Genomic DNA, 22,002 nt, shown 5'->3' with positions numbered 1-22,002 from the left:
GTAATTCCTCTCGGTAACACGCTTGCGAGGTCAGCTGTCGGGTTCGGATGGGAGAGGTCACCCGGCCAGTCGTTCACCGTTGATACGACCTGGCTTCACCCCAAGGAGCCTTGACGGCCCCGGTCCGATCTCGGCGGACCTGGTGGGTCCCCCGCCTCCATCCGCGGGTCGGAATCCCTCGCCTACCGGATGGAGCTCAGCGCGCTGTAGGTGAAGGAGGGCTCATCGCTCGGGTTGGGTTTGACGAGCCTCCCGAGACGGTAGCGGTTTCCGGCGATCCCGTCACGTGTGCAATTGATCGGCGTTTTCGTCACACCAGCGCGCCAAAACGCCAGGAATCACTGGCGTTTGCGCAGCTCATAACACCCGACACCGGAGCGTGGCCGGGTTGTTATCGTTCCGTGACGTGAGATAACTCACACTTTTTACCCGCCGGCGAACGGGGGGAGTACGTCAATCGTGTCGCCGGCGGATAACGCCGAGGCCTCATCTCGGACGGCAATTCCGTCGCGTAGATATGAGCATCGGCTCAGCACCTGTGCCAGCTGTATACCCCGATTGCCCAGGTCTTCAATCAGCTCCGCTACCGTCGTGCCGATCGGCAACATCAGCGTTTCCGATTCGATGCCTGCCGCCGCTCTGGCGGCGGCGAAATAGCGGACGGTCACCGCGATGCCGGTGGCCTGTGGAGAGGCCTCAGCCACCGATCGCGCTCATCGGACGGTCCGGCTGAATGAACCCCGGCTCGTTGATCCCGTGTCCGGCCGGCTTGGCCCACATCGCGGCGCGCCAAGCCGCTTCGATGGCGGCATCGTCGGCGCCGCCGCGAAGAAGCCCGCGCAGGTCGGTTTCCTCGCTGGAGAACAGGCAGCTACGGACCTGGCCATCGGCGGTCAGCCGGGTGCGGTCGCAAGTGGAACAGAACGCATGCGACACCGACGCGATGATGCCGACCTTGCCGCCCGGGGTGTCCGGACCGGGACTCACGAGCCACAGCTGAGCAGGCGCCGAGCCGCGCGGTGCCGGGTCGGGCTCGAGGCGAAAGTGCGGGCGCAGCGCCGCAAGGACGTCGTCGGCACTCAAAGCGGCGCCGGGGCGCCACTGGTGCCCGGCGTCCAGCGGCATCTGCTCGATGACCCGCAGCTGGTAGCCGTGCGCCAGGCAGTAGCGGAGAAGTTCGACGACGTCCTCGCGGCCGGTATGAGGATCCAGCACCGCATTGACCTTCACCGGCTGCAGGCCGGCGGCCTTGGCGGCGGCCAGGCCGGCCAGAACGTCATCGAGGCGATCCCGGCGGGTGATCGCCGCGAAGTGAGCGGCGTTGACGCTGTCCAACGAGACGTTGACCCGGTTCAGGCCCGCCGCCGCCAGCGCCGCTGCACGCCGCGCCAGTCCCACACCGTTCGTGGTCAGCGAGATCTCCGGGCGTGGCGTGAGTTCGGCAGCCGCGGCGATCACTTCTTCGAGGTGCCGGACCAGTAGCGGTTCGCCGCCGGTGAACCGGACGTTGGTGACTCCCAACCTGCCGACAGCGATGCGAAGCAGCCGGGCCAACTCGTCCGGCTGGAGCAACTGGTGGCCGGGCAGCCAGTTCAGACCCTGCTCGGGCATGCAGTAACTGCACCGCAGATTGCAGCGGTCGGTGAGCGAGACCCGCAGGTCGGTGGCGACGCGGCCATAGCTGTCCAGCAGCGGTCCTTCCAGGGGGCCTGGTGAGGCATCCTGCCTGCGCACCCTCGGGACGCCGAGCGCGGTCAGCGTCATGCGGTCACCCGTGCGTCGGCGGGAACGATCTCTTTGCCGAGCGGGACCAGGGACACCGGGATCAGCTTCAGGTTCGCCAATGCCAGGGGAATACCGATGATTGTGGCGGCCATTGCGATTGCGCTCGCCAGGTGGCCGATTGCCAGCCACAGCCCGAACAGCAGGACCCAGATGACGTTGCCGATCAGCGCGCCCGTCCCGGTGCCGGGCTTCTCGACGATTGTTCGCCCGAACGGCCACAGTGCATATGAGGCGATCCGCAGCGCAGCGAAGCCAAAAGGAATCGTGACGATCAGCAGGAAGCAGACCAGCGCCGCCAGTAGATAGCCGAGGGCCAGCCAGAGGCCACCGAAAATCAACCAGATAACGTTCAGGATCAGGCGCATCTTTCCTCCAGCGGTAATGCAAGCCTACCGAGTACCGGTTAAACCGGGATGCTCGGCGGCCAGGCACCCGAGTAGGATCTGTGATCGTCATCGCGTCCTGCGCAGGCGGGACGCGTCTTCTATGTCGCATATCAGTGATCCATCAGACAAGCAGGTGAGAGCAGTGCCGACCGGCAAAGTGAAGTGGTACGACTCCGAGAAGGGGTTCGGCTTCCTGTCGCAGGAGGATGGCGAGGACGTGTACGTCCGCTCCTCGGCGTTGCCCGCGGGTGTCGAGGGGCTCAAGGCGGGCCAGAAGGTCGAGTTCGGCATCGCCTCCGGTAGGCGCGGACCGCAGGCGTTGAGCCTGAAGCTGATCGACCCGCCGCCCAGCCTGGCCCGGTCGGCTGCCCGGCCGCGTCGTGAGGCGCCGGCCGAGCACAAGCACAGTCCCGACGAGCTGCACGGCATGGTCGAAGACATGATCACGCTGCTGGAGAGCACCGTGCAGCCGGAGTTGCGCAAGGGGCGCTACCCGGACCGCAAGACCGCCCGCCAGATCTCCGAGGTGGTCAAGGCCGTCGCGCGGGAGTTCGAGGCGTAACCCTCTGGTACTGCCCGTCGCTCGGCGTATCCGGTCGGGTAGCGGTCTCGAGCCGGCCGCGACGGCACACCCGGCAAAGCGGTTGGGCGAAGGTCACTTTCGTGAGGGCATTTCAGCAACCTGGCCCGTCGGCTCACCAGTGCGTCCGTGCGGCAGGATGGATTAATGGGCTCCTACGTTGCCGGCAAAGGCGAATTCAACCGCGACACCAACTACATCACCACCCGCATCACCGCGGACGGGCGTGACGGCTATCCGGTGGAGCCCGGCCGGTACCGGCTCGTGGTCGCCCGCGCCTGCCCGTGGGCCAACCGCACCATTATCGTGCGCAGGTTGCTGGGATTGGAATCGGTTCTCTCCATTGGCTTTTGCGGACCAACCCATGACGAGCGCAGCTGGACCTTCGACCTGGATCCCGGCGGCGTTGATCCGGTGCTGAAGATCCCACGGTTGCAGGACGCCTACTTCAAGCGTGACCCCGACTATCCCAAGGGCATCACGGTCCCGGCGATCGTCGATATCCCAACCGGTGCCGTCGTCACCAATGACTTCGCGCAGATCACGCTCGACTTCTCGACCGAATGGGCCGCGTACCACCGGGAGGGGGCGCCGCAGCTGTATCCCGAGGAGCTGCGGGACGAGATCGACGAAGTGAGCCAGCGGATCTACACCGAGGTCAACAACGGGGTGTACCGGTGCGGGTTCGCCGGCTCGCAGGAGTCCTACGAAGCCGCATACGACCGGTTGTTCACCGCGCTGGACTGGCTCAGCGACCGATTGGCGCAACAGCGATACCTGGTGGGCGACACCATTACCGAGGCCGATGTCCGCTTGTTCACCACGCTGGCCCGTTTCGACCCGGTGTATCACGGCCACTTCAAATGCAACCGGTCCAAGTTGTCAGAACTGCCAGTGTTGTGGGCATATGCGCGAGACCTGTTCCAGACACCCGGTTTCGGCGACACCACGGATTTCGTTCAGATCAAACAGCACTACTACATCGTGCACGCCGACATCAATCCCACCGGCATCGTGCCCAAAGGACCTGACCTGTCGAATTGGCTCACACCGCACGGCCGGGAAGCGTTGGGTGGCAGGCCCTTCGGTGACGGGACTGCGCCCGGAGCGCCGGCCGAGGGGGAGCGGGTGCCGGCCGGTCCCGGGGCGTGAGGCCGGCGCAACTCAAAAGGTCACGCGCACAGACCATTCGGCGTGCGGCGCTTCGCGGAGTTCACCGTCGTCCACTACCAGGGTCAACAGCTGCACCACCACACCGGTCAGCCGCCCCCGGTGCGGATCGACGGTGGGGATGGTGACCGCGAGGCGGGTGTCGGGGCGAAAGAAGGTGGTTGCGGTGTTGGTCGGGTCCTCGTAGATCTGCAACAGCCGCCAGGGGGCCCGGCCGATGGCCTCAGGCACCGAGAGCTGCACCGGGAAGCGTTCGCTCACCTGTAATTCGCCCTGCGACTGCGGAGTCTGGCAGTCGTTGAGGTTCAGCACGTTGCAATAGAGGTACGGCCCCACCCGGACGGTGTGACCGCGTGAGTAGGCGCTGATCTCAGGGAAGTGCGGGCCTCGGTCGCGGCTCAGCAGCCACGCTCCGAGACCGGCTCCGGCGGCCAGCGCCACCACGACGACCGCAACCAGCGCGGCCACTGTGCGCTTCACCGCGGCATCACTCCTGGCGTCGGGGCGCCGGCGCGCCGGCCCTCCTGCTCGACCATGACCGGCCGGTTGCCACCGAGGCCGGGAATCAGCGAGTCACCACGGAAGCTGACGATCGTCTGAGCCAGACCAAGGATCAGCAGCGCGCTGATGACGGTGAAGCCGACCCACAATTCGGTGTACACCAACACCCCGACCGCGCCACCCAGCACCCATGCCAGTTGCAGGGTGGACTCCGACCGCCCGAAGCCCGAGGCGCGCGACTCCTCGGGCAGATCGTCCTGCAGCGAGGCATCCAGCGAAGCCTTGGCGATGGCGCTCGATCCCGACGTGACCAAGGTGGCGACCGCGACCACGATCAGGTTCCCGCCGACTGCGGCAGCGATGGCGAAGGCAGTCACGGCCAGGGTGCACCGCACCACCAAAACGGCCGGCCGGCCCAGTTTCAGGCGCGCGCTGGCGAAGTTGCCGGCGAAGTTACCGATCGCGGCGGCGGCGCCGATCATGCCCAGCATGGCCAGCTGCACCCACCCGTCGGCGTCGTGAGCCTTGGCCACGAAAGCCGGGTACAAGAACAGGAAACCCACCATCACCTTGATGGTGCAGTTGCCCCATAGCGAGGTGATGATGTTGCGGCCCAACGGTTGTCGCAGCTTCCCGCCGACCTTTCCGCTTTCCTCCCGCCAGCTCTGATGCAGGTGGTCGCTGTGCCGGTGGTAGCTCAAGGTGGCCGGGACCTCGCCCGCGGTCACCTCTACCCAGCTCGGAATGCGCATGGATAGCAGGGCACCGACGATCGTGATGCCCACGACGACGAAGAGGGCCCCGGGCAATTTGAACATGTGAGTGCACGCGAACTCGACGCCCGCCGCGATGGCGCCGCCGGCGATGGTTCCGCCGAGCAGCCCGAATACGGTCAGCCGGGAATTGACCCGCACCAGGTCGATGGTCGGTGGCATGACGCGGGGCGTCACCGCGCTGCGCAGCACGCTGAACGACTTGGAGAACACCATCATGGCCAGCGCGCAGGGGTACAACACCCACGGCGGGAAGCTGCCACTGGCGCCGTCGTAGTTCATGATCAGCAACAACGCCAGCGCGGTGCGCAGCGCGAACGACAACGCCAGCGCGACCCGCCGGCCGTGCTGCAGCTTGTCCAGCGCGGGGCCGATCAGCGGCGCGATGACGGCGAACGGCGCGATGGTGATCAGCAGGTACAGCGCGACCTTCGATTTGCTCTCACCGCTGGCGGCCGCGAAGAACAGGGTGTTGGCCAGCGCCACCGCCATGGCGGAGTCGACGGCGAAATTGGCCATCACCGGCCAGGTCAGCGCGGTGAGCCCGGACTTGTCGGCGCCGTCGGCGGTCGCGGCCCGCTGCACCATCCAGTACATCCGGGAACCCATTTCGCGGCTACGCATGGCCGCGGCCCGCGTGACGGTGATGCGCTCGCCGTTGTTGAGACCGCGCGGGGATTCGGGTTCGCTGCCGCGGTTCGGTGGCGGCTCATGGTCCAGCGGTGGCAGATAGCGGTTCGCGCTGGGTGGCGGCTGGGGACGGCGGGACCGGCGATAGTCGTCGTCTTGGGCAGGGTGGTCGGCCGGATAGTTGGCCATGCCCGGATGTTCATTCGCCGATGGGGTCCGGCGGCCCGGGGGTGGGGCCATCCGGCCCGCATGATCACCTCGCCGTCCGGACACGCTTCAATTCTGTCCTATGCCGAGTCGCTGCGGAGTAATCCGGTGTGGCTCGGTCATCGTGTCTTCCGGCAGTATGGGGGCGCACGAAAGATCGGCATGAACAAGGTGACATTAAGGTGACACTGTGACCGGACCCATGGAGGAGTCCTCCGTAGCGACCGTGGCTGAGTGGCCCGAGGTGCTCGCGGGGGTGCTTACGGGTGCGGTTGAGCAGGCCAGGACCGCCGTTGCAGAGTTCAGCGGGGCGGATGCCGTGGGGGATTACCTGGGCGTCAGCTACGAAGACCCGAACGCCGCGACCCACCGCTTCCTGGCCCACGTGCCGGGCTATCAGGGGTGGCAGTGGGCCGTCGTCGTCGCCGGTTACGCCGGTGCCGAGCACGCCACGATCAGCGAGGTGGTGCTGATCCCCGGTCCGACCGCCCTGCTTGCGCCGGAATGGGTGCCCTGGGACCAGCGGGTGCGACCCGGTGACCTCGGCCCCGGGGACCTGTTGGCCCCGGCCAAGGACGATCCGCGGCTGGTCCCGGGATATACGGCCAGTGGGGATCCCTTCGTGGACGAGGTCGCGGTCGAACTCGGCCTGGGCCGGCGCTGGGTGATGAGCGCCTGGGGCCGCGCCGAGGCGGCTGAGCGCTGGCACGAGGGTGACTACGGACCCGACTCCGCGATGTCGCGTGCGACCAAGCGCGTGTGCCGCGACTGCGGCTTCTTCCTGCCGCTCGCCGGATCGCTGGGGGAGATGTTCGGCGTCTGCGGCAATGAACTGTCCGCCGACGGGCACGTGGTCGACAAGTTCTACGGGTGCGGTGCGCACTCCGATACGCCCGCCCCGGCGGGTACCGGCTCTCCGATGTACGAACCGTTCGACGACGGGGTGCTCGACGTTTCCGAAAAGCCGACGGCCGAGGTTGTCGCACCTGCCGAACCGTCGGAGTCGGAATCGGGCGAGGCTGAAGAGTCGTCGGTGCCGGAGGCGGCTGAGGGTGCCGACGAAGTCGAGCAATCAGAGCCTGCCGAGACCGCTCAGTCGTCGGTGCCGGAGCCGGCCGACGATGCCGGGCAATCCGAGCCTGCCGAATCGTCGGAGCCGGAACCCGCCCAGAACCCGGAAATGGCCGAGCTGCTGGAGCCCGTCGCGCCCGCGGAATCGTCCGAGCCGGCGGAACCATCCGAGCCGGCTGCGACTGTTGACCCGTCCGAGCCGTCGGACTCTGCCGAGCCGCAGGTACCCGACGCGCAGCGCGACGGTCCCGAGTTCGGCTGACCGCACGACGGCCGAACGCGTTCCGTACTTTCGACGAAACCTGTTGTGGTTCAGCGGCTATCGCTGAACCCGTGGTTTACTCCGCGATCTCGGTGGCGTTGAAGCTGATGGTGCACAACACATACGACACTTCGCGCTCTGAGAACAACTCTTCAAGAGACATCGGGCAACCCCTTCTGATGATAATGTCAACCATGATTGACAATATGCCGAGGAGGAATCGCCGTCAAGACAGGGGGCGCTGCCAATGCGGAAGTGCCGAGGTATGTCGGACCTTCGTGCCGGCCGGCCGTCGGAATACTTCAGCGGCACGAATCACGTAGTGCTGCAACGCAAGTGGTCAACCGCCGACCTGCCGTGGTTCCGGCGGATCGCCGGGCCGGGCAGGTCGAACGGCGATGTAAGACCGCCTCAGCCCTTCTCGGCGGCTGCCTTTATTCGTGCCAGCGAGGCGTTCATGCCCTCGACCAATTCCCGCTCGAAGTTCTCGGTCCCGCCGAGCAACGCGTTCACCGTCAGGTTGGACACCGCGCTGGTGCCGTTTTCCGCGTGGCGGCTCTCCGTCACGCGGGTGCCCTCACCATGCGGCTCGAGTTCGTAGCTCCAGATGGTGCGGTTGGTGTCCACCCGGAACGCGAGCTTCTTCTCCGGAATGACTTCGACGACGGTCGAGGTCGTCGGCCAGAACAGCCGGTTGCGCCGGTTGAGGTTCAGCGTGCGGGTGCCGTTGCGCAGCGGGCCGAATTGCCGCATCCACCGGCACTGGGGGCTCCACTGCGGCATGCGGCGAAAATCAGAGATCAGCTCCCACACTTTCGAGGGGGGCGCTCCGATGTCGATCGAAGCCTGCAGTAGCGGGGCGGCCATGCGTCCTCCTTGGGTTATTGGTGATCGAGCAGGGTTTCCAGTCCGGCTTGCGCACCCCGGGCACCACGCCGGGCGGCGGCGAGTTGCCAAACGAAGATGCTGGTCCCCAGCACGCCCACGCCGAGTCCAGCGAGAGCCACCGGGCGCAGCGTCTCCAGGCTTGGCATCAGAAACGCGAGCGCGACCGCCACCAGCCAGGCCAGCGCACCGACCAGGATGATCGGCCACACCGCCAGCAGCGCCGGCGGCAACGGTGGTGGTTCGGGGGCGGGCTGGTCAGTCATTGCGTTTTTCAACATACCGTCGCGCTCATCGTTCGCCGTTTCTGATACCCGTCTCAGTCGTTCCGTTGTAACCTCGCGCTGTGCCCGACAGCGATGCGCGGTTGGCCGCAGACTTGTCGTTGGCGGTTATGCGGCTGGCTCGGCAACTCCGGTTCCGGAACGCTTCCTCACCGGTATCGCTGACTCAGCTCTCGGCGCTGACGACACTGGCCAACGAGGGGGCGATGACCCCCGGCGCGCTTGCCATCAGGGAACGGGTCCGGCCGCCATCGATGACGCGGGTGATCGCATCCCTGGCCGACGAGGGCCTCGTCGATCGCGCCCCGCATCCGGTGGACGGCCGGCAGGTGCTGGTGTCGGTCTCCGAATCCGGTGCGGAACTGGTCAGAGCGGCGCGTCAGGCCCGTCAGGAGTGGCTGGCCGAGCGGCTCGCGACGCTGGACGACGCCCAACGCGACGTCCTGCGCAGTGCGGCCGACCTGATCTCGGCCCTGGTCGACGAAAGCCCGTGACGACGCCGGACATCAATGTCCAGGACGTCACCGATCCCGACGACCCCCGCCTGGACGATTTCCGCGACCTCAACAGCGTCGACCGCCGTCCCGACCTGCCATCCGGCAAAGGCCTGGTGATCGCCGAGGGTGTGCTCGTGGTCCAGCGCATGCTGGCGTCGAGGTTCACCCCCCGTGCGCTGCTCGGAACCGACCGCAGGCTCGCCGAGCTCAGGGACGATCTCACGGGCACCCCGGCGCCGTATTACCGGGCATCGGCCGAGGTGATGGCGCAAGCCGTGGGTTTTCATCTCAATCGAGGGGTGTTGGCCAGCGCCAGCCGGGTGATCGAGCCGAGCGTGGCCCAGGTTGTCGACGGCGCACACACCGTCGCGGTGCTCGAAGGCGTCAACGACCACGAGAACCTGGGATCCATCTTTCGCAACGCCGCCGGCCTGGGGGTGGACGCGGTGGTCTTCGGCAGTGGCTGCGCTGACCCGCTCTACCGTCGGGCCGTCCGGGTGTCCATGGGGCACGCGCTGCTGGTGCCGTACGCGCGAGCCACCGACTGGCCGGCCGAGCTGGTAGCGCTGCGCGAGCGCGGCTTCCGGCTGCTGGCGATGACTCCGCACGGCGATGCACTCGCCCTGCGCGATGCGATGGCCGCGGTGCGCGACGAGCGGGTCGCGGTGCTGGTGGGCGCCGAGGGACCCGGCCTGACGACGGCCGCGCTGCGGATCAGCGATATGCGGGTACGGATTCCGATGTCGCGCGGCACCGACTCGCTCAATGTGGCGACGGCGGCCGCGGTGGCGTTCTACGAGCGAGTGTGCTCGGGCTAGGCTCGCGACGTGAACGATGAGTCCGTGCCCTGGGCAACGGGTTTGGCGGTGGCCGGTTTTGTCGCGGCCGTCACCGGCGCTGCGATCGTGGTGCTCAGCCTCGGCCTGATCCGGGTGCACCCGCTGTTGGCCGTGGGCCTCAATGTGGTGGCGGTCGGAGGACTGGCACCGACCTTGTGGGGCTGGCGACGGGCCCTGGTGCTGCGGTGGTTCGTGCTGGGGGCAGCGATCGGGGTGGCCGGAGCGTGGGTGGCGCTACTCGCGGTGATGCTGATGGGCGCCAGCCCCGGCTAGGTCTGGGATCGCGCTCAGCGCTGGCCGCCGGAGCGCACCCCGAGCAGCACGTCCTCCCAGGCGGGGATCGCCGGCTTGCCGCGGCGGCTGCTGGCCGGCTGCTCGGCAGGTGCCTCCGGCGCGCTCGGCGGCGCCGCCGGAGCGGCTGGGGCAGGCTCCGCCGCGGCCTCGAAGGCCAGTCGCGCCACCGGCGCGAGCTGGCGGGGCTTGAAGTCCGGGTCGATCAGCTCGCTGGCGGCATCGTCGATCGCGGTGACGGTGCCCCCGTGCGCCCCCGGCGTGAAACGGAAGTGCGCGACGTTGTCCGAGCGACCAGCCTGCCAGCCGAGCTGAACCGTCCAGCGGCTGTCCTCGTTGCGCCAGGCATCCCAGGTCAGTTTCTCCGGGCTCAGGCCGCGTCCCACCAACGCCGCCGTGACGGTCTCCAAGAGGCTCAACACCGCGGGCCCGTCGGCCAGCACCGGATGCGCGGCGGTTGCCAGCTCGGCGGCGCGGAACCGCTCGAGCAACACCGGATTGGCGAACCGCTGGATCCGCGAGACGTCGGAGCCAGACGCCGCGGCGACCTGCTCGACCGACGCGCCTGCGCGGATTCGGGCCTGGATTTCCTTGGGGCTCAACATGTTCGTGACGACGATATCCAGCGCCGGCTGCTCGGGCGGCACCTGCTTGCCGTCGAGCGCGGCCCGCAGCCGTTCATCGGCGGGTAGTCGGAACTTCTCGGTTGAGCTGGCACCCTCGCAGAGGACGAATTTGCCGTCGGGGTCAAGCCCAACCACTTTGAGTTCCCGCATGGCTTCTCCTCGCAGACTCCGTGCAGGCCAGCAACGGAACCGTTACGTGCGAACTCTAGTGCAGCGAACTCCGGTAACCCGGTACTGACACGCTGGACGGTTGCGACTGCGCTGAACAGGGCTGAATCGGATTGCGCTGCTCCTCCGCGGGCCGGGTCCGGCCCGCATCGTCGCCGCGCTAAAGCCGCTCCACCACCCAGTCGATGCAGTTGGTCAGCGCACTGATGTCGTCGGGGTCCACGGCCGGGAACATCGCGATCCGCAACTGATTGCGGCCGAGCTTGCGGTACGGCTCGGTGTCGACGATGCCGTTGGCTCGCAGCGTCTTGGCCACCGCGGCGGCGTCCACGTCATCGACGAAGTCGATAGTGCCCACCACCTGCGAACGCAGGGCCGGGTCGGTGACGAACGGCGTGGTGTAGGGCCGCTCTTCGGCCCAGGAGTACAGCCGCTGCGACGAGTCCGCCGTGCGCTTGACCGCCCAGTCCAGGCCGCCGTTGCCCAGCAGCCAGTCGAGCTGCTCGGCCAGCAGCACCAGCGTGGCGATCGCCGGGGTGTTGTAGGTCTGGTTCTTGACACTGTTCTCGATGGCGATCGGCAGCGACAGGAAGTCCGGCACCCAGCGACCCGAGGCGGCGATGGCCTCGACGCGGGCCAGGGCGGCCGGGCTCATGACGGCCAGCCAGAGGCCGCCGTCACTGGCGAAGTTCTTCTGCGGCGCGAAGTAGTAGGCGTCGACATCGTTGATATCGACGGGCAGGCCACCGGCGCCCGAGGTGGCGTCGATCAGGACGAGGGCATCCCCCGAATCGGCCGGGCGGCGCACCGGCACCGCGACGCCGGTCGAGGTCTCGTTGTGGGCCCAGCCGATCACGTCGACCGACGGGTCGGACTGCGGTTCCGGAGCGGAACCCGCGTCGGCCTTGACGATGATCGGGTCGCCGACGAACGGGTTCTTGGCCACGCAGGACGCGAACTTCGAGCTGAACTCGCCGTAGGTGAGGTGCAGCGAGCGCTTGTCGATCAAACCGAATGCAGCGGCATCCCAGAACGCCGTCGCGCCACCGTTGCCCAGGATGACCTCATATCCGTCGGGCAGGGAGAACAGGTCAGAAAGGCCCGAGCGGACGCGTCCCACCAGGTTCTTCACCGGCGCCTGCCGGTGCGATGTGCCGAAGAGCGCCGCGGCGGTGGTGCTCAGCGCCTGGAGCTGTTCGGGCCGCACCTTCGACGGGCCGCAGCCGAAGCGGCCGTCGCGCGGCTTGAGGTCAGCGGGAATCTCGAGGGAAGTCGTGAGCTGGTCAGCCATGGTGAACAGGGTAGTGAGCGGACGCCGGCCGGAAACCAAGCGGTCGGGATAACGCCTGGTCGCGACACCCACTGTGAGCCAGGACACACTCGATGTGCGATGCGGCGTGGGCCACAGCCCCTGAACCGGTCTGGAGAATTCCCAGTACCGGCGGTACCGTGTTCTTTATTCGTCCGGATCTCAACCTCGCTGGGGAGGCTTCTGATGGTTGCTACGACTGCCAGGACGCGCATGGTTCGACGTTGGCGCCGCAACATGGAGGTGCGGGACGACGCGGAGTACGTGGAATTGCTCGCCACACTGTCCGAGGGGTCTGTGCGGCGGAACTTCAATCCGTACACCGATATCGATTGGGAGTCACCGGAGTTCGCTGTCACCGACAACGATCCCCGGTGGATCCTCCCGGCGACCGACCCGCTGGGCCGGCATCCCTGGTATCAGGCACAGCCTGACGAGAAGAAGATCAAGATCGGGATGTGGCGGCAGGCCAACGTCGCCAAGGTGGGCTTGCATTTCGAGTCGATCCTGATCCGCGGGTTGATGAACTACACCTTCTGGGTGCCCAACGGATCGCCCGAATACCGGTACTGCCTGCACGAATCGGTCGAAGAGTGCAACCACACCATGATGTTCCAGGAGATGGTGAACCGGGTGGGCGCCGACGTCCCGGGGATGCCGCGCCGGCTGCGCTGGCTTTCGCCGTTGGTTCCGTTGGTGGCGGGCCCGATGCCGGTGGCGTTCTTCATCGGGGTGCTGGCCGGCGAGGAGCCGATCGACCACACCCAGAAGCAGGTGCTGCGGGAAGGCAAGGCGCTGCACCCGGTCATGGAACGGGTAATGGCTATTCACGTGGCAGAGGAAGCCCGCCACATCTCGTTCGCTCACGAGTTTCTGCGCCGGCGGTTGCCGAATTTGAACCGCCGGCAACGCTTCTGGACTTCGCTATTCTTCCCATTGACCATGCGCACCCTGTGCAATGCGATCCTGATCCCACCGAAGGCATTCTGGCAGGAGTTCGACATTCCGCGTTCGGTGAAGAAGGAATTGTTCTTCCGATCACCCGAATCGCGGAAGTGGTTGCGCGACATGTTCGCCGACGTCCGGATGCTGGCCTACGACACCGGTTTGATGGAGAACCGTTCAGCCCGGCTGATGTGGCGGATCTGCAGGATCAACGGCAAGCCGTCGCGCTACCGCAGCGAGCCGCAGCGCCAGCACCTGGCTACTGCGCCGGCTGCCTGATCAGTCTGCGAGTTCCTCTATGCCGCACGTCATCACGCAATCGTGCTGCAATGACGGGTCGTGCGTCTTCGCATGTCCGGTCAATTGCATTCACCCGTCACCCGACGAGCCAGGCTATGCCACAACGGAAATGCTCTACATCGATCCGGTGGCATGTGTCGACTGTGGCGCCTGCGTCAGTGCCTGCCCGGTCGGTGCGATCGTCCCGGACAGCAAGCTGGATGCCGGTCAACTGCCGTTCGTCGAGATAAACGCGTCGTTCTACCCGGAACGGCCCGCCGATGCCAAGCTGCCGCCGACATCGAAGCTGGCGCCGGTGATCCCGGCCGCGCAGGTGCGCCCCCGGCGCCGCCCGCTGACGGTTGCCGTCGTCGGGTCGGGACCCGCGGCGATGTACGCCGCGGACGAACTCCTGGTGCAACAGGGCGTGCGGGTGAACGTCTTCGAAAAGCTGCCCACGCCTTACGGTCTGGTGCGTGCCGGTGTGGCGCCCGATCATCAGCACACCAAGAACGTCACCCGGCTGTTCGATCGGGTGGCCGACGACCGCCGATTTCGGTTCTTTCTCAACGTCGAGGTCGGCCGGCACGTCAGTCACGCCGAATTGCTCGCCCACCACCACGCCGTGCTGTATGCCGTCGGTGCACCCGACGACCGTCGGCTCGATGTCGAAGGGGCCGACCTACCGGGCGTCGGCACCGCTACCGAGCTGGTGGCGTGGATCAACGGTCATCCCGAATATGCCCATCTGTCAGTCGATCTCAGCCACGAACGGGTGGTGGTCATCGGCAATGGCAACGTGGCGCTCGACGTGGCCCGGGTACTCACCGCAGACCCCGACCAGTTGGGCCGCACCGACATCGCCGACCATGCGCTGAAGGCATTCCGAAAGTCGGCCGTTCGCGAGGTGGTGATCGCGGCTCGCCGGGGACCCGCCCACTCGGCATTCACCCTGCCCGAGCTGATCGGGCTCACCGGTGCGTGCGAGGTCGTGCTGAGCCCTGAGGACCAGCGCTGGGTGCATGCCGATCTCGCCACCGCGACGGACCCATTCACCAGGCACAAGCTGCAGATCCTGAGCGGGCTGGGTGATGGCTCGACGCCATCCGCGCGGCCGCGCATCCGGCTGGCCTACGGGCTGACGCCGCAGCGCATCCTCGGTGAAGAGCGCGCCGTCGGGGTCGAGTTCTCGGTGACCGAGACCGGCGCACCCCGCCGGATTGATGCCGGATTGGTGCTCACGTCGATCGGTTACCGCGGCAAGCACATTCGTGACCTGCCGTTCGACAAGTCGAAGGCCGTCGTTCCCAACGACGGCGGACGGGTCGTCGAACCCGTGTCCGGCCGGCCGGTGCCGGGCGCCTATGTCGCGGGCTGGATCAAACGAGGGCCGACCGGCTTCATCGGCACCAACAAGTCCTGCTCCTTCCAGACCGTTCAGGCGTTGGTGGCCGACTTCAACTCCGGCGCATTGACCGACCCGGTGGGCACGCCGGCGTCGCTGGTGGACCTGGTGGCCGAGCGCCAGCCCGATGTCGTCGACTCCGCCGGGTGGCGAGCCATCGACGCGGCCGAAGTGGCGCGTGGTGACGCTGATGGCCGTCCGCGTCGCAAGTTCACCGATGTCGCCGACATGCTCGCTGCTGCGGGCACCGCGCCGCAGGCGCCGCCACGGGGACGGCGCCTGCTGACCCGGTTGCGCGCGCGGGATTAGATGTTGCGAGATCGCCGTCAGGCCTGGGCCGACATCGACTCCTTGATCTCCTCGATGCTGACCTCGCGGACCGGCTGGCCGAGCGCCCAGTTGTGCCCGAACGGATCGGCCACCACACCGTAACGATCGCCCCAAAACTGGTCCTCCAACGGCATCACCACGGTGGCGCCGGCGTCGATTGCCCGCTGGAACTTGGTGTCGACATCGGTGACCGTGAGGTGGATGGTCACGGGTGTGCCTCCCAAGGACTTGGGGGTCATCGACTGGTCGTTACACATTTCCGGGAAGTCGTCGTTGAGCATCACCATTGAGCCGTTGATCTGCACCGCGGCATGGATGAGCCGGCCATCGGGGCCGGGGATGCGGGCCATTTCGACGGCGTCGAACGCCCGCACGTAGAAGTCAATGGCGGCAGCGGCGTCATCGACGACGAGGTGGGGGATCACTGCAGGTTCGACCTTGATGGCCATGGGCACTCCTTCAGGTTGGTGGTATCGCCCGCCCGGGCTCATACGTACTGACCAACCCTGACGGCAATTCTCATCGCGAACCGTAATCGGGACCTCCGACAGCCGACGATCGGAGGACGCTGCGTGCCTCCGATCGGCTGAGGCCGAATTCGTCCGCAAACGTCCGATCGGTGGATTCCGGAACGTCGGGACGATCTCTACGTTGGGTGCATGTCGCCCATCGCACCAGCCTCCGCCGGGACGCGGCCGCTGCCCGCTGATCAACCCAAGCTGTTCCTGGTCATGGATGCGGGGTCGGACTCCGGCTATTTCGCCGCGCGGGCGTTGCTGGCCGCCGGCTACTGCGTAGCGGTGTCGGGGCGGAACGTGAGTCAGTTGACCAGGGTCGTGCACGGCTACAGCGCGTCGCGGGTCTTCGCGGTCGCCGCGGACAGCACCGATCAAGCCCAGGTGATGAAGTTGATCAGCTCGGTGGAACGCCGCTTCGGGCGCGCCATCAGCTCGGTGATCCGGGGCTCCTCCTATAACCACACGACGATCTGACGTCACGGCACGGCAAGCAGCGGGTATTGCCGCGCGCTACTGGTGCTGATACAGTCGTCTCACCTCTGGATGAGACATCTGTATCAGCTTTTGTCTCGAACCTGGCTGAAAAGGACGACCGCGTGGGTCCTACGACTCTGACGATTCACCGCACACTGGACGCGCGCCAGCGCGACGTGCGCGAACGCTTGCTCGCGGCCGCCCGCGAATTGATTCGCGAGCACGGCCACGAGTCCGTGGGTATGGAGCAGATCGCCAGCTCCGCCGGCGTTTCCAGGGCGACGACATACCGCTATTTCGCGTCCAAGGAGCATGTGGTGTGCGAGGCCGCGCTGGCCTGGGGTCATGATGTGGCGCAGCGCATTCCGCAAGCGATCGCGGCAGCGTCTCCGGCCAGCGCAATCGACGTCGCGATTGAGCAGGTCGTCCGGGAGGCTGCGTCGGACCTGCCGATGGTCCGGGCGACCATGGCCTCGGTCCTGGCTCAGGGTCCGGTTGCTGACGCGTTCCGCCTCGGCGTTCGGCAGATGTTCCTGGACCTACTGGGAGGAGCGACGGGAGTACCGCACGACGTGCACGAACTCTCGTCGCTCGACCCGGCCATGACGGTGCTCGGACGGGTGTTCTTCGCCGATCTGGCATTGCTCGGAGTCGGCGACATCACCGTCGAGCAGTGCATCGCCGAACTGGGACTGGCCGCCCGGCGCCTGCTGACCGACACTTCACACGAGTAGGAGCGACACCATGAATAGCACTGCGCTGCAACCAGTCTGGGACTGGATGCTGCATCACCTCGGCGTCGGTTTTTTCGAATTCCCATTGTATTTCTTGCCGGTTGTGGTCGCGGTCGTGCTGCTGACCGGCGTCGTCTATTCGGTCTTCGACGTCGCCGTCTACCACCGGATCTCGGCCCGGGCGGCGACCAAGCTGGGATTGCGGATCATGTCGACCTACGTCGGTGCGGCGGTGGCATTCTTCGTCCTGCACCGCATATTTCATCCATGGGTGGCCGAAGTGCCCACCGCAGCACCGACATTGGTCGCCTTCGTCACCCAGCTCGTGTGCTTCATGGTGATCGGGGAGTTTCTCACCTATTGGTGGCACCGGCTCGAGCACGGCAACCGATTCGTCTTTCAGAAGGTGCATTACCTGCACCATCGGGTGCAATCACCCCTGACCATCTGGACCAACTTCGTGGTGCACCCGGTTGAGGGCCTGATGGTGATGCTGTGCCTGTATGTACCGCCATTGGTGTTCGGGGCGCATCCGATGATCGTGGTCGCCTATGCGGTGGCGAACACCACCGCCATGGTGATCACTCACAGCGGCTACGACATGACCTTCTATCCCCGTTGGTTGCTGCCTGCGGCGTCGGGCCACGAACTACATCACTCCGAAAAGCGGCCCACCAACCTGTCTGTCGTGATGACATACGGCGACAAGCTGTTTGGTACGTACAAAAAGCCGGAAATCGCGGCTTTGCCGGTGGCCTCGTAGCCGTCGCAGATCTCGCCTGAGTCGCCAGTTCGGCAGCCCGAGGGCAGGCACGGTCGGCGTGATTTGAGTAGTCCACTACTGCAGCTCGCACCGTCGACCGCTGACATTCTCGGACTGTCGGAAGTGGCGGAGGTAAGCGGGCATGTCATATGTGAGGGTGTTGCCAGAGGCCATGGAGGCCGCAGCGGCAGAGTTGGACCACATCGCTTCCGCGCTCGATGAAGCCCACAGGTCGGCGGTCCCGTCGATCCTCACGATGGCCCCAGCGGCCGCCGACGAGGTGTCGGCGAGCATAGCGCTCCTGTATTCGGAGCACGCTCACGACTATCGGGCGGCGGCAGGGGAGGCGGCGAGTTTCCAGCAGCACCTTGTGCACCACCTGAGTGCGAGCGCGGCGTCGTATGCCAGCGCTGAAGATGTGATCGCTTCGTTGTTGCAGGGTGTGAATGAGGAGCTGCGCTACTACACCCGTGCTGGAAACGCATTGACCAACATGATCACCTTGTTGCCTTTGCAGGTAATGGCATTCACGCTCTTTCCCCTCTTCTGGCCGCTTTTGCCCCTCTTCCCCTTCCTGGTTCTCCAACAATTCTTGACGCTGTTCGGCGAGGTGATCGGCGGGCAACCTATTTCTTACCCGTACGTAGACATGCCTTTTCACCCGTACCTGGATTGAGACGATCCCGATCCGCCGGACGGCTGTCTCGATCGTCCCCATCGAACAAGCTCTAGCGAAAACTGCCGTCACCAACGGCACCGCGTGCGCTTGTCGGCGCCGTCAAGCGGCGGAAGACGGCGAAGGTGACGCCCGTCTATGCGTCGGTGAGTACCCGATCCCAGCCCGTGACCGATTCCGGGCTGCGCGGGCCCGGTCCCACGTAGATGGCCGAGGGGCGGACCAGTTTGCCCAGCCGCTTCTGCTCGAGGATGTGGGCGCACCAACCGGCAGTGCGTCCACAGGTGAACATCGCCGGCATCATGTTGGCCGGAACCTCGGCGAAGTCCAAGATGACCGCGGCCCAGAACTCCACATTGGTCTCGATCGCCCGGTCCGGCCGGCGCTCCCGGAGCTCGGCCAGCGCCGCCTGCTCGAGCGCGACGGCCACCTCGTAACGGGGTGCTTTCAGCCGTTCCGCGGTCGCCCGCAGGACTCGCGCCCGCGGGTCCTCGGCCCGATAGACCCGGTGTCCGAAACCCATCAGCTTCTCGCGGCGATCCAGGATGCCCTTGACCAGACCGCGCGCGTCGTCGGTGCGTTCCACCTCTTCGATCATCGGCAACACGCGGGCCGGCGCGCCACCGTGCAAGGGGCCGCTCATCGCTCCGATCGCACCCGACAGCGCTGCGGCGACATCCGCGCCGGTCGAGGCGATCACGCGGGCGGTGAAGGTGGAGGCGTTCAAGCCGTGTTCAGCGGCTGACACCCAGTAGGCGTCGATCGCCTCGACATGCCTGGGATCCGGTTCGCCCTGCCAGCGAGTCATGAAACGTGCTGTGACAGTGGAACATTCGTCGATGACGCGCTGTGGTACGGCCGGCTGGTAGATACCGCGCGCCGACTGTGCGACGTACGACAGCGCCATGACCGAGGCTCGGGCCAGCTGGTCGCGCGCGACCGCTTCTTCGGTGTCCAGCAGCGGCTGGTATCCCCAGATCGGCGCCAGCATCGCCAGGCCGGCCTGCACATCCACCCGCACGTCGCCGGTGTGGATCGGCAGTGGGAACGGTTCGGCGGGCGGCAGTCCGCGGCCGAACTCACCGTCGACCAACAGCGCCCAAACGTCGCCGAAGGTGACCCGCTGGCTCACCAGATCCTGAATGTCGACGCCGCGGTAGCGCAGCGCGCCGCCGTCTTTGTCGGGTTCGGCGATTTCGGTGGTGAAGGCCACAACGCCTTCGAGGCCTGGGACAAAATCCTCCGGAACCACAGTCATGGGGCAAATTCTCGCACCTGTGTCCGCACCGCTTACTACCGGCCGGTAACAGCCGCCGAGTAGCGTTGGGGCGGTGACCGAACCTCATGGGCAGCACCTGGCCGGGATGCGGGTGGAGTACGGATCCGTCGAGAAGGACGGCAGCCCCGACCTCGACGCGGACTGGCTTGCCGACGGCTGGCTTACGTTGTTCCGCAAGTGGATTGATGACGCTCAGCAAGCCGGCATCGCCGAGCCGAACGCCATGGTGGTGGCTACCGTCGCTGACGGCAGGCCCGTCAGCCGCTCGGTGTTGTGCAAGAGCGCCGACGAGGCGGGGATCACCTTCTACACCAATTACGACTCGGCCAAGGGCCTCGACCTGGCGGCAACCCCGTACGCGTCGGCGACCTTCCCCTGGTACCTGCTGGGCCGGCAAATCCACGTCCGGGGCGCGGTGAGCAAAGTCGATCCGCGGGACACCCAGGAGTACTGGTCCAAGCGGCCACGCGGCTCGCAGCTGGGGGCCTGGGCTTCACACCAGTCGCAGCCCATCGCGTCGCGCGCGGCCCTGCTCGACCAACTCGCCGAGGTGACCGCCCGCTTCGCCGACACCGAGCAGATCCCGGTGCCGCCGAACTGGGGCGGATACCTGATCGCTCCCGAAGTGGTCGAATTCTGGCAAGGCCGGGAAAACCGGCTGCACAACCGCATTCGGGTGATCGACGGGCAGATCGAGCGGTTGCAGCCCTAGCTCGTTTGCTCGCCGTCACGTTTATCCGTGACCGCGTCTGGCTACGCTCGCCAACGATGCCCCTCCTTGCGGATACGACGCCGCTGCGCACCGCCGACTTCCGCAGACTCTGGGTGGCCGGCATTCCCACCGTCATCGGCGCGAATCTGACGATCTTCGCCGTCCCGGTTCAGATCTATGCGTTGACGCGAAACTCCGCATACGTCGGGCTGGCCGGACTGTTCGCGTTGGTGCCGCTGGTGGTGTTTGGTCTGCTCGGTGGCGCCTGGTCCGACGCCATGGACCGGCGGCTGCTGCTGATCCTCTCCTCCTGCGGGCTGGCGGCGGGCTCGCTGTTGTTGTGGCTGCAGGCTGCGCTCTCTCTGAACAATGTGTGGGTGGTGCTGTGCCTGCTGGCGGTGCAGCAGGGGTTCTTCGCCGTCAACTCGCCCGCCCGGTCTGCGGCGATCCCCCGGATGCTGCCGGGGGAGCAGTTGCCGGCAGCCAACGCGCTGAACATGACCGTCAGTCAGTTCGGCGCGATCGTCGGCCCGCTGCTGGCGGGGCTGCTGCTGAATTGGGTCGACCTGTCCACGTTGTATCTGGTCGACGCGGTGGCCTGCACGGCGCCGATCTGGGCGACGATCCGGCTGTCGCCGATGCCGGCGCTGGAGCCGCCCGGGACGGCGGGCTGGGGGATCGGTGCGATGCTGGACGGTTTCCGCTATCTGGCCGGCAACACGGTGGTGCTGATGTCGTTCGTCGTCGACCTGATCGCGATGGTCTTCGGGATGCCGCGGGCGTTGTTCCCGCAGATCGCTCACGAAAGCTTCGGCGGTCCGATCGAGGGCGGTTCGGCGATGGCGCTGTTGGCCGCAGCTATCTCTGCCGGCGCAGTGGCCGGCGGCGTGTTCTCCGGCTGGTTGCCCAGAATCCGGCGGCAGGGTCTGACGATTGTCGCGGCGATAGTCGTGTGGGGGCTGGCGATGGTGGGCTTCGGGTTGGTGTGCGGCACGGCGCACGGCCGGGCGGGTCCGATGCTGTGGGCGGCGGTGGCGTTTCTCGCGGTCGGCGGAGCGGCGGACATGGTGTCGGCCGCATTCCGGCAAACGATCCTGCAGGGGGCGGCCTCCGCTGAGCTGGTGGGACGGCTGCAGGGGGTGTTCACCGTGGTGGTCGGCGGTGGGCCCCGGTTGGCCGACACGGTGCACGGCGCAGCGGCGGCAGTCGTTGGCACGACGGCGGCCGCGGCGGGCGGCGGTGCGCTTGTGGTGGCCGGTGTGTTGGTTGCGGCGCTCGTCGCGCCGGCTTTCATGCGGTATCGGGTCCCGATTGGCAGTGGCGGGCGGTGAGTTCGTCGTATGGCTGCGGGTCGTCGAATCGAACGAGCGCCTCATCGAGATCCGTCTCGGCGAACACTTCACATCGGCTGATGCGGTCACCGTCAAAGGCGAGAACGCTGATCTCGCGCCATTCGGCCTCGAGGCCTTCGCGCGACGTCGCGCACACGACATGCGTGACCACGGCACCCAGGTCGCTCAACCTGTGCATCGCCTCGATGTGAATTGCTGCCTCTGGCAACAGGTCCCATGACTGCCCAACTCCTGATGCGTGGTTTGACGTGCTCTGCCGTGCTGCTGCTCG

The 22,002-nt window shown here is 66.6% G+C and carries 25 protein-coding genes, 1 pseudogene and 1 riboswitch; of the genes and pseudogenes, 14 read left to right on the top strand and 12 right to left on the bottom strand.

Annotated features, from left to right (window positions below; genetic code table 11):
* Positions 1 to 2: 2 nt before the first annotated feature.
* Positions 3 to 210: riboswitch (cyclic di-AMP (ydaO/yuaA leader) on the bottom strand.
* Between the two features lie 215 nt (positions 211 to 425).
* From QXK92_RS25065 to QXK92_RS25055, 3 genes are read right to left on the bottom strand one after another with little or no spacing between them, the layout of a single operon-like run.
* Entirely contained in the window at positions 426 to 704 is a 279-nt protein-coding gene (locus QXK92_RS25065) for a MoaD/ThiS family protein (protein WP_306246086.1), read from the bottom strand.
* Entirely contained in the window at positions 697 to 1,764 is a 1,068-nt protein-coding gene (gene moaA / locus QXK92_RS25060) for a GTP 3',8-cyclase MoaA (RefSeq protein WP_306246084.1), read from the bottom strand. Before moaA ends, QXK92_RS25065 begins: the two co-directional genes overlap by 8 nt.
* On the bottom strand, positions 1,761 to 2,150 hold the full coding sequence (locus QXK92_RS25055; protein WP_306246082.1) for a YccF domain-containing protein: 390 nt from the start codon (positions 2,148 to 2,150) through the stop codon (positions 1,761 to 1,763). The genes moaA and QXK92_RS25055 overlap by 4 nt, the downstream gene beginning before the upstream one ends.
* Positions 2,151 to 2,313: 163 nt before the next feature.
* Here QXK92_RS25055 and QXK92_RS25050 point away from each other — a divergent pair, with 163 nt between their 5' ends.
* Both QXK92_RS25050 and QXK92_RS25045 read left to right on the top strand, forming a co-directional pair.
* Positions 2,314 to 2,733: a cold-shock protein gene (locus QXK92_RS25050; RefSeq protein ID WP_055580606.1), complete on the top strand. Its 420-nt coding sequence runs from the start codon at positions 2,314 to 2,316 to the stop codon at positions 2,731 to 2,733.
* A gap of 165 nt (positions 2,734 to 2,898) precedes the next feature.
* On the top strand, positions 2,899 to 3,903 hold the full coding sequence (locus QXK92_RS25045; protein ID WP_306246080.1) for a glutathione S-transferase family protein: 1,005 nt from the start codon (positions 2,899 to 2,901) through the stop codon (positions 3,901 to 3,903).
* 12 nt (positions 3,904 to 3,915) lie between these two features.
* Here QXK92_RS25045 and QXK92_RS25040 read toward each other — a convergent pair whose 3' ends face one another.
* Together QXK92_RS25040 and QXK92_RS25035 are read right to left on the bottom strand one after the other, a co-directional pair.
* A complete protein-coding gene (locus tag QXK92_RS25040) occupies positions 3,916 to 4,401 on the bottom strand; it encodes a DUF2771 domain-containing protein (protein ID WP_306246078.1) in 486 nt (161 codons plus the stop codon).
* Positions 4,398 to 6,065, bottom strand: coding sequence for an MFS transporter (locus tag QXK92_RS25035; protein WP_306246487.1), 1,668 nt, complete (start codon positions 6,063 to 6,065; stop codon positions 4,398 to 4,400). The genes QXK92_RS25040 and QXK92_RS25035 overlap by 4 nt, the downstream gene beginning before the upstream one ends.
* 157 nt (positions 6,066 to 6,222) lie before the next feature.
* Here QXK92_RS25035 and QXK92_RS25030 point away from each other — a divergent pair.
* Positions 6,223 to 6,999: pseudogene (locus tag QXK92_RS25030) on the top strand (DUF3027 domain-containing protein); the annotation flags it as partial.
* A gap of 777 nt (positions 7,000 to 7,776) precedes the next feature.
* Here the strand turns inward: QXK92_RS25030 and QXK92_RS25025 are convergent.
* Complete coding sequence (locus QXK92_RS25025; RefSeq protein WP_306246076.1) at positions 7,777 to 8,232, bottom strand: SRPBCC family protein; 456 nt, start codon at positions 8,230 to 8,232, stop codon at positions 7,777 to 7,779.
* Between the two features lie 14 nt (positions 8,233 to 8,246).
* Positions 8,247 to 8,516 (bottom strand): DUF2530 domain-containing protein, encoded by a 270-nt coding sequence (locus QXK92_RS25020; protein ID WP_306246074.1) that lies wholly within the window; start codon positions 8,514 to 8,516, stop codon positions 8,247 to 8,249.
* A gap of 80 nt (positions 8,517 to 8,596) precedes the next feature.
* Between QXK92_RS25020 and QXK92_RS25015 the strand changes: the two genes are divergently transcribed.
* From QXK92_RS25015 to QXK92_RS25005, 3 genes are read left to right on the top strand one after another with little or no spacing between them, the layout of a single operon-like run.
* Positions 8,597 to 9,028, top strand: coding sequence for a MarR family transcriptional regulator (locus QXK92_RS25015; RefSeq protein WP_306246073.1), 432 nt, complete (start codon positions 8,597 to 8,599; stop codon positions 9,026 to 9,028).
* Positions 9,025 to 9,849, top strand: a complete 825-nt coding sequence (locus QXK92_RS25010; protein ID WP_306246071.1) for an RNA methyltransferase — start codon at positions 9,025 to 9,027, stop codon at positions 9,847 to 9,849. Before QXK92_RS25015 ends, QXK92_RS25010 begins: the two co-directional genes overlap by 4 nt.
* A gap of 9 nt (positions 9,850 to 9,858) precedes the next feature.
* Positions 9,859 to 10,143 (top strand): DUF2537 domain-containing protein, encoded by a 285-nt coding sequence (locus QXK92_RS25005; RefSeq protein ID WP_306246068.1) that lies wholly within the window; start codon positions 9,859 to 9,861, stop codon positions 10,141 to 10,143.
* A gap of 14 nt (positions 10,144 to 10,157) precedes the next feature.
* Here QXK92_RS25005 and sepH read toward each other — a convergent pair whose 3' ends face one another.
* Positions 10,158 to 10,937: a septation protein SepH gene (gene sepH / locus QXK92_RS25000; RefSeq protein ID WP_306246066.1), complete on the bottom strand. Its 780-nt coding sequence runs from the start codon at positions 10,935 to 10,937 to the stop codon at positions 10,158 to 10,160.
* A 178-nt stretch (positions 10,938 to 11,115) separates the two neighbouring features.
* A complete protein-coding gene (serC, locus tag QXK92_RS24995; protein WP_306246065.1) occupies positions 11,116 to 12,246 on the bottom strand; it encodes a phosphoserine transaminase in 1,131 nt (376 codons plus the stop codon).
* A gap of 204 nt (positions 12,247 to 12,450) precedes the next feature.
* Here serC and QXK92_RS24990 point away from each other — a divergent pair, with 204 nt between their 5' ends.
* Together QXK92_RS24990 and QXK92_RS24985 are read left to right on the top strand one after the other, a co-directional pair.
* Positions 12,451 to 13,488, top strand: coding sequence for a diiron oxygenase (locus QXK92_RS24990; RefSeq protein WP_306246063.1), 1,038 nt, complete (start codon positions 12,451 to 12,453; stop codon positions 13,486 to 13,488).
* 19 nt (positions 13,489 to 13,507) lie between these two features.
* The gene (locus QXK92_RS24985; RefSeq protein WP_306246061.1) at positions 13,508 to 15,202 is read left to right on the top strand and encodes an FAD-dependent oxidoreductase; all 1,695 of its coding nucleotides are present in this window, start codon (positions 13,508 to 13,510) and stop codon (positions 15,200 to 15,202) included.
* Between the two features lie 17 nt (positions 15,203 to 15,219).
* On the opposite strand, the gene QXK92_RS24980 is transcribed toward QXK92_RS24985, so the two are convergent.
* Positions 15,220 to 15,672 (bottom strand): VOC family protein, encoded by a 453-nt coding sequence (locus QXK92_RS24980; protein WP_306246059.1) that lies wholly within the window; start codon positions 15,670 to 15,672, stop codon positions 15,220 to 15,222.
* 210 nt (positions 15,673 to 15,882) lie between these two features.
* On the opposite strand from QXK92_RS24980, the gene QXK92_RS24975 reads away from it, so the two are divergent.
* The 4 genes from QXK92_RS24975 (at position 15,883) to QXK92_RS24960 (ending at position 18,388) form a co-directional block, all read left to right on the top strand.
* Positions 15,883 to 16,215 carry an SDR family NAD(P)-dependent oxidoreductase gene (locus QXK92_RS24975; protein ID WP_306246058.1) on the top strand — a complete coding sequence of 111 codons (333 nt, stop codon included), beginning with the start codon at positions 15,883 to 15,885 and terminating at the stop codon, positions 16,213 to 16,215.
* Positions 16,216 to 16,337: 122 nt separating this feature from the next.
* Entirely contained in the window at positions 16,338 to 16,949 is a 612-nt protein-coding gene (locus QXK92_RS24970) for a TetR/AcrR family transcriptional regulator (RefSeq protein ID WP_306246056.1), read from the top strand.
* A gap of 10 nt (positions 16,950 to 16,959) precedes the next feature.
* Positions 16,960 to 17,712, top strand: a complete 753-nt coding sequence (locus QXK92_RS24965) for a sterol desaturase family protein (RefSeq protein WP_306246054.1) — start codon at positions 16,960 to 16,962, stop codon at positions 17,710 to 17,712.
* A gap of 142 nt (positions 17,713 to 17,854) precedes the next feature.
* Positions 17,855 to 18,388, top strand: coding sequence for a PE family protein (locus QXK92_RS24960; protein ID WP_306246053.1), 534 nt, complete (start codon positions 17,855 to 17,857; stop codon positions 18,386 to 18,388).
* Between the two features lie 136 nt (positions 18,389 to 18,524).
* On the opposite strand, the gene QXK92_RS24955 is transcribed toward QXK92_RS24960, so the two are convergent.
* Positions 18,525 to 19,646: a citrate synthase 2 gene (locus QXK92_RS24955; protein ID WP_306246052.1), complete on the bottom strand. Its 1,122-nt coding sequence runs from the start codon at positions 19,644 to 19,646 to the stop codon at positions 18,525 to 18,527.
* Between the two features lie 106 nt (positions 19,647 to 19,752).
* Between QXK92_RS24955 and pdxH the strand changes: the two genes are divergently transcribed.
* Both pdxH and QXK92_RS24945 read left to right on the top strand, forming a co-directional pair.
* A complete protein-coding gene (pdxH, locus tag QXK92_RS24950; RefSeq protein WP_306246485.1) occupies positions 19,753 to 20,379 on the top strand; it encodes a pyridoxamine 5'-phosphate oxidase in 627 nt (208 codons plus the stop codon).
* Positions 20,380 to 20,435: 56 nt separating this feature from the next.
* Positions 20,436 to 21,710, top strand: a complete 1,275-nt coding sequence (locus tag QXK92_RS24945; protein ID WP_306246051.1) for an MFS transporter — start codon at positions 20,436 to 20,438, stop codon at positions 21,708 to 21,710.
* Here QXK92_RS24945 and QXK92_RS24940 read toward each other — a convergent pair.
* Positions 21,670 to 21,909: a hypothetical protein gene (locus QXK92_RS24940; protein ID WP_306246050.1), complete on the bottom strand. Its 240-nt coding sequence runs from the start codon at positions 21,907 to 21,909 to the stop codon at positions 21,670 to 21,672. The genes QXK92_RS24945 and QXK92_RS24940 overlap by 41 nt on opposite strands.
* Between the last annotated feature and the right edge of the window lie 93 nt (positions 21,910 to 22,002).

Origin of the sequence: Mycobacterium sp. TY815, from assembly GCF_030755135.1 — a bacterium.
In the GTDB taxonomy this organism is placed as follows: Bacteria; Actinomycetota; Actinomycetes; order Mycobacteriales; family Mycobacteriaceae; genus Mycobacterium.
Note: the sequence above shows the minus strand (reverse complement) of the source record. Positions and strands in the feature narration are given on the sequence as shown.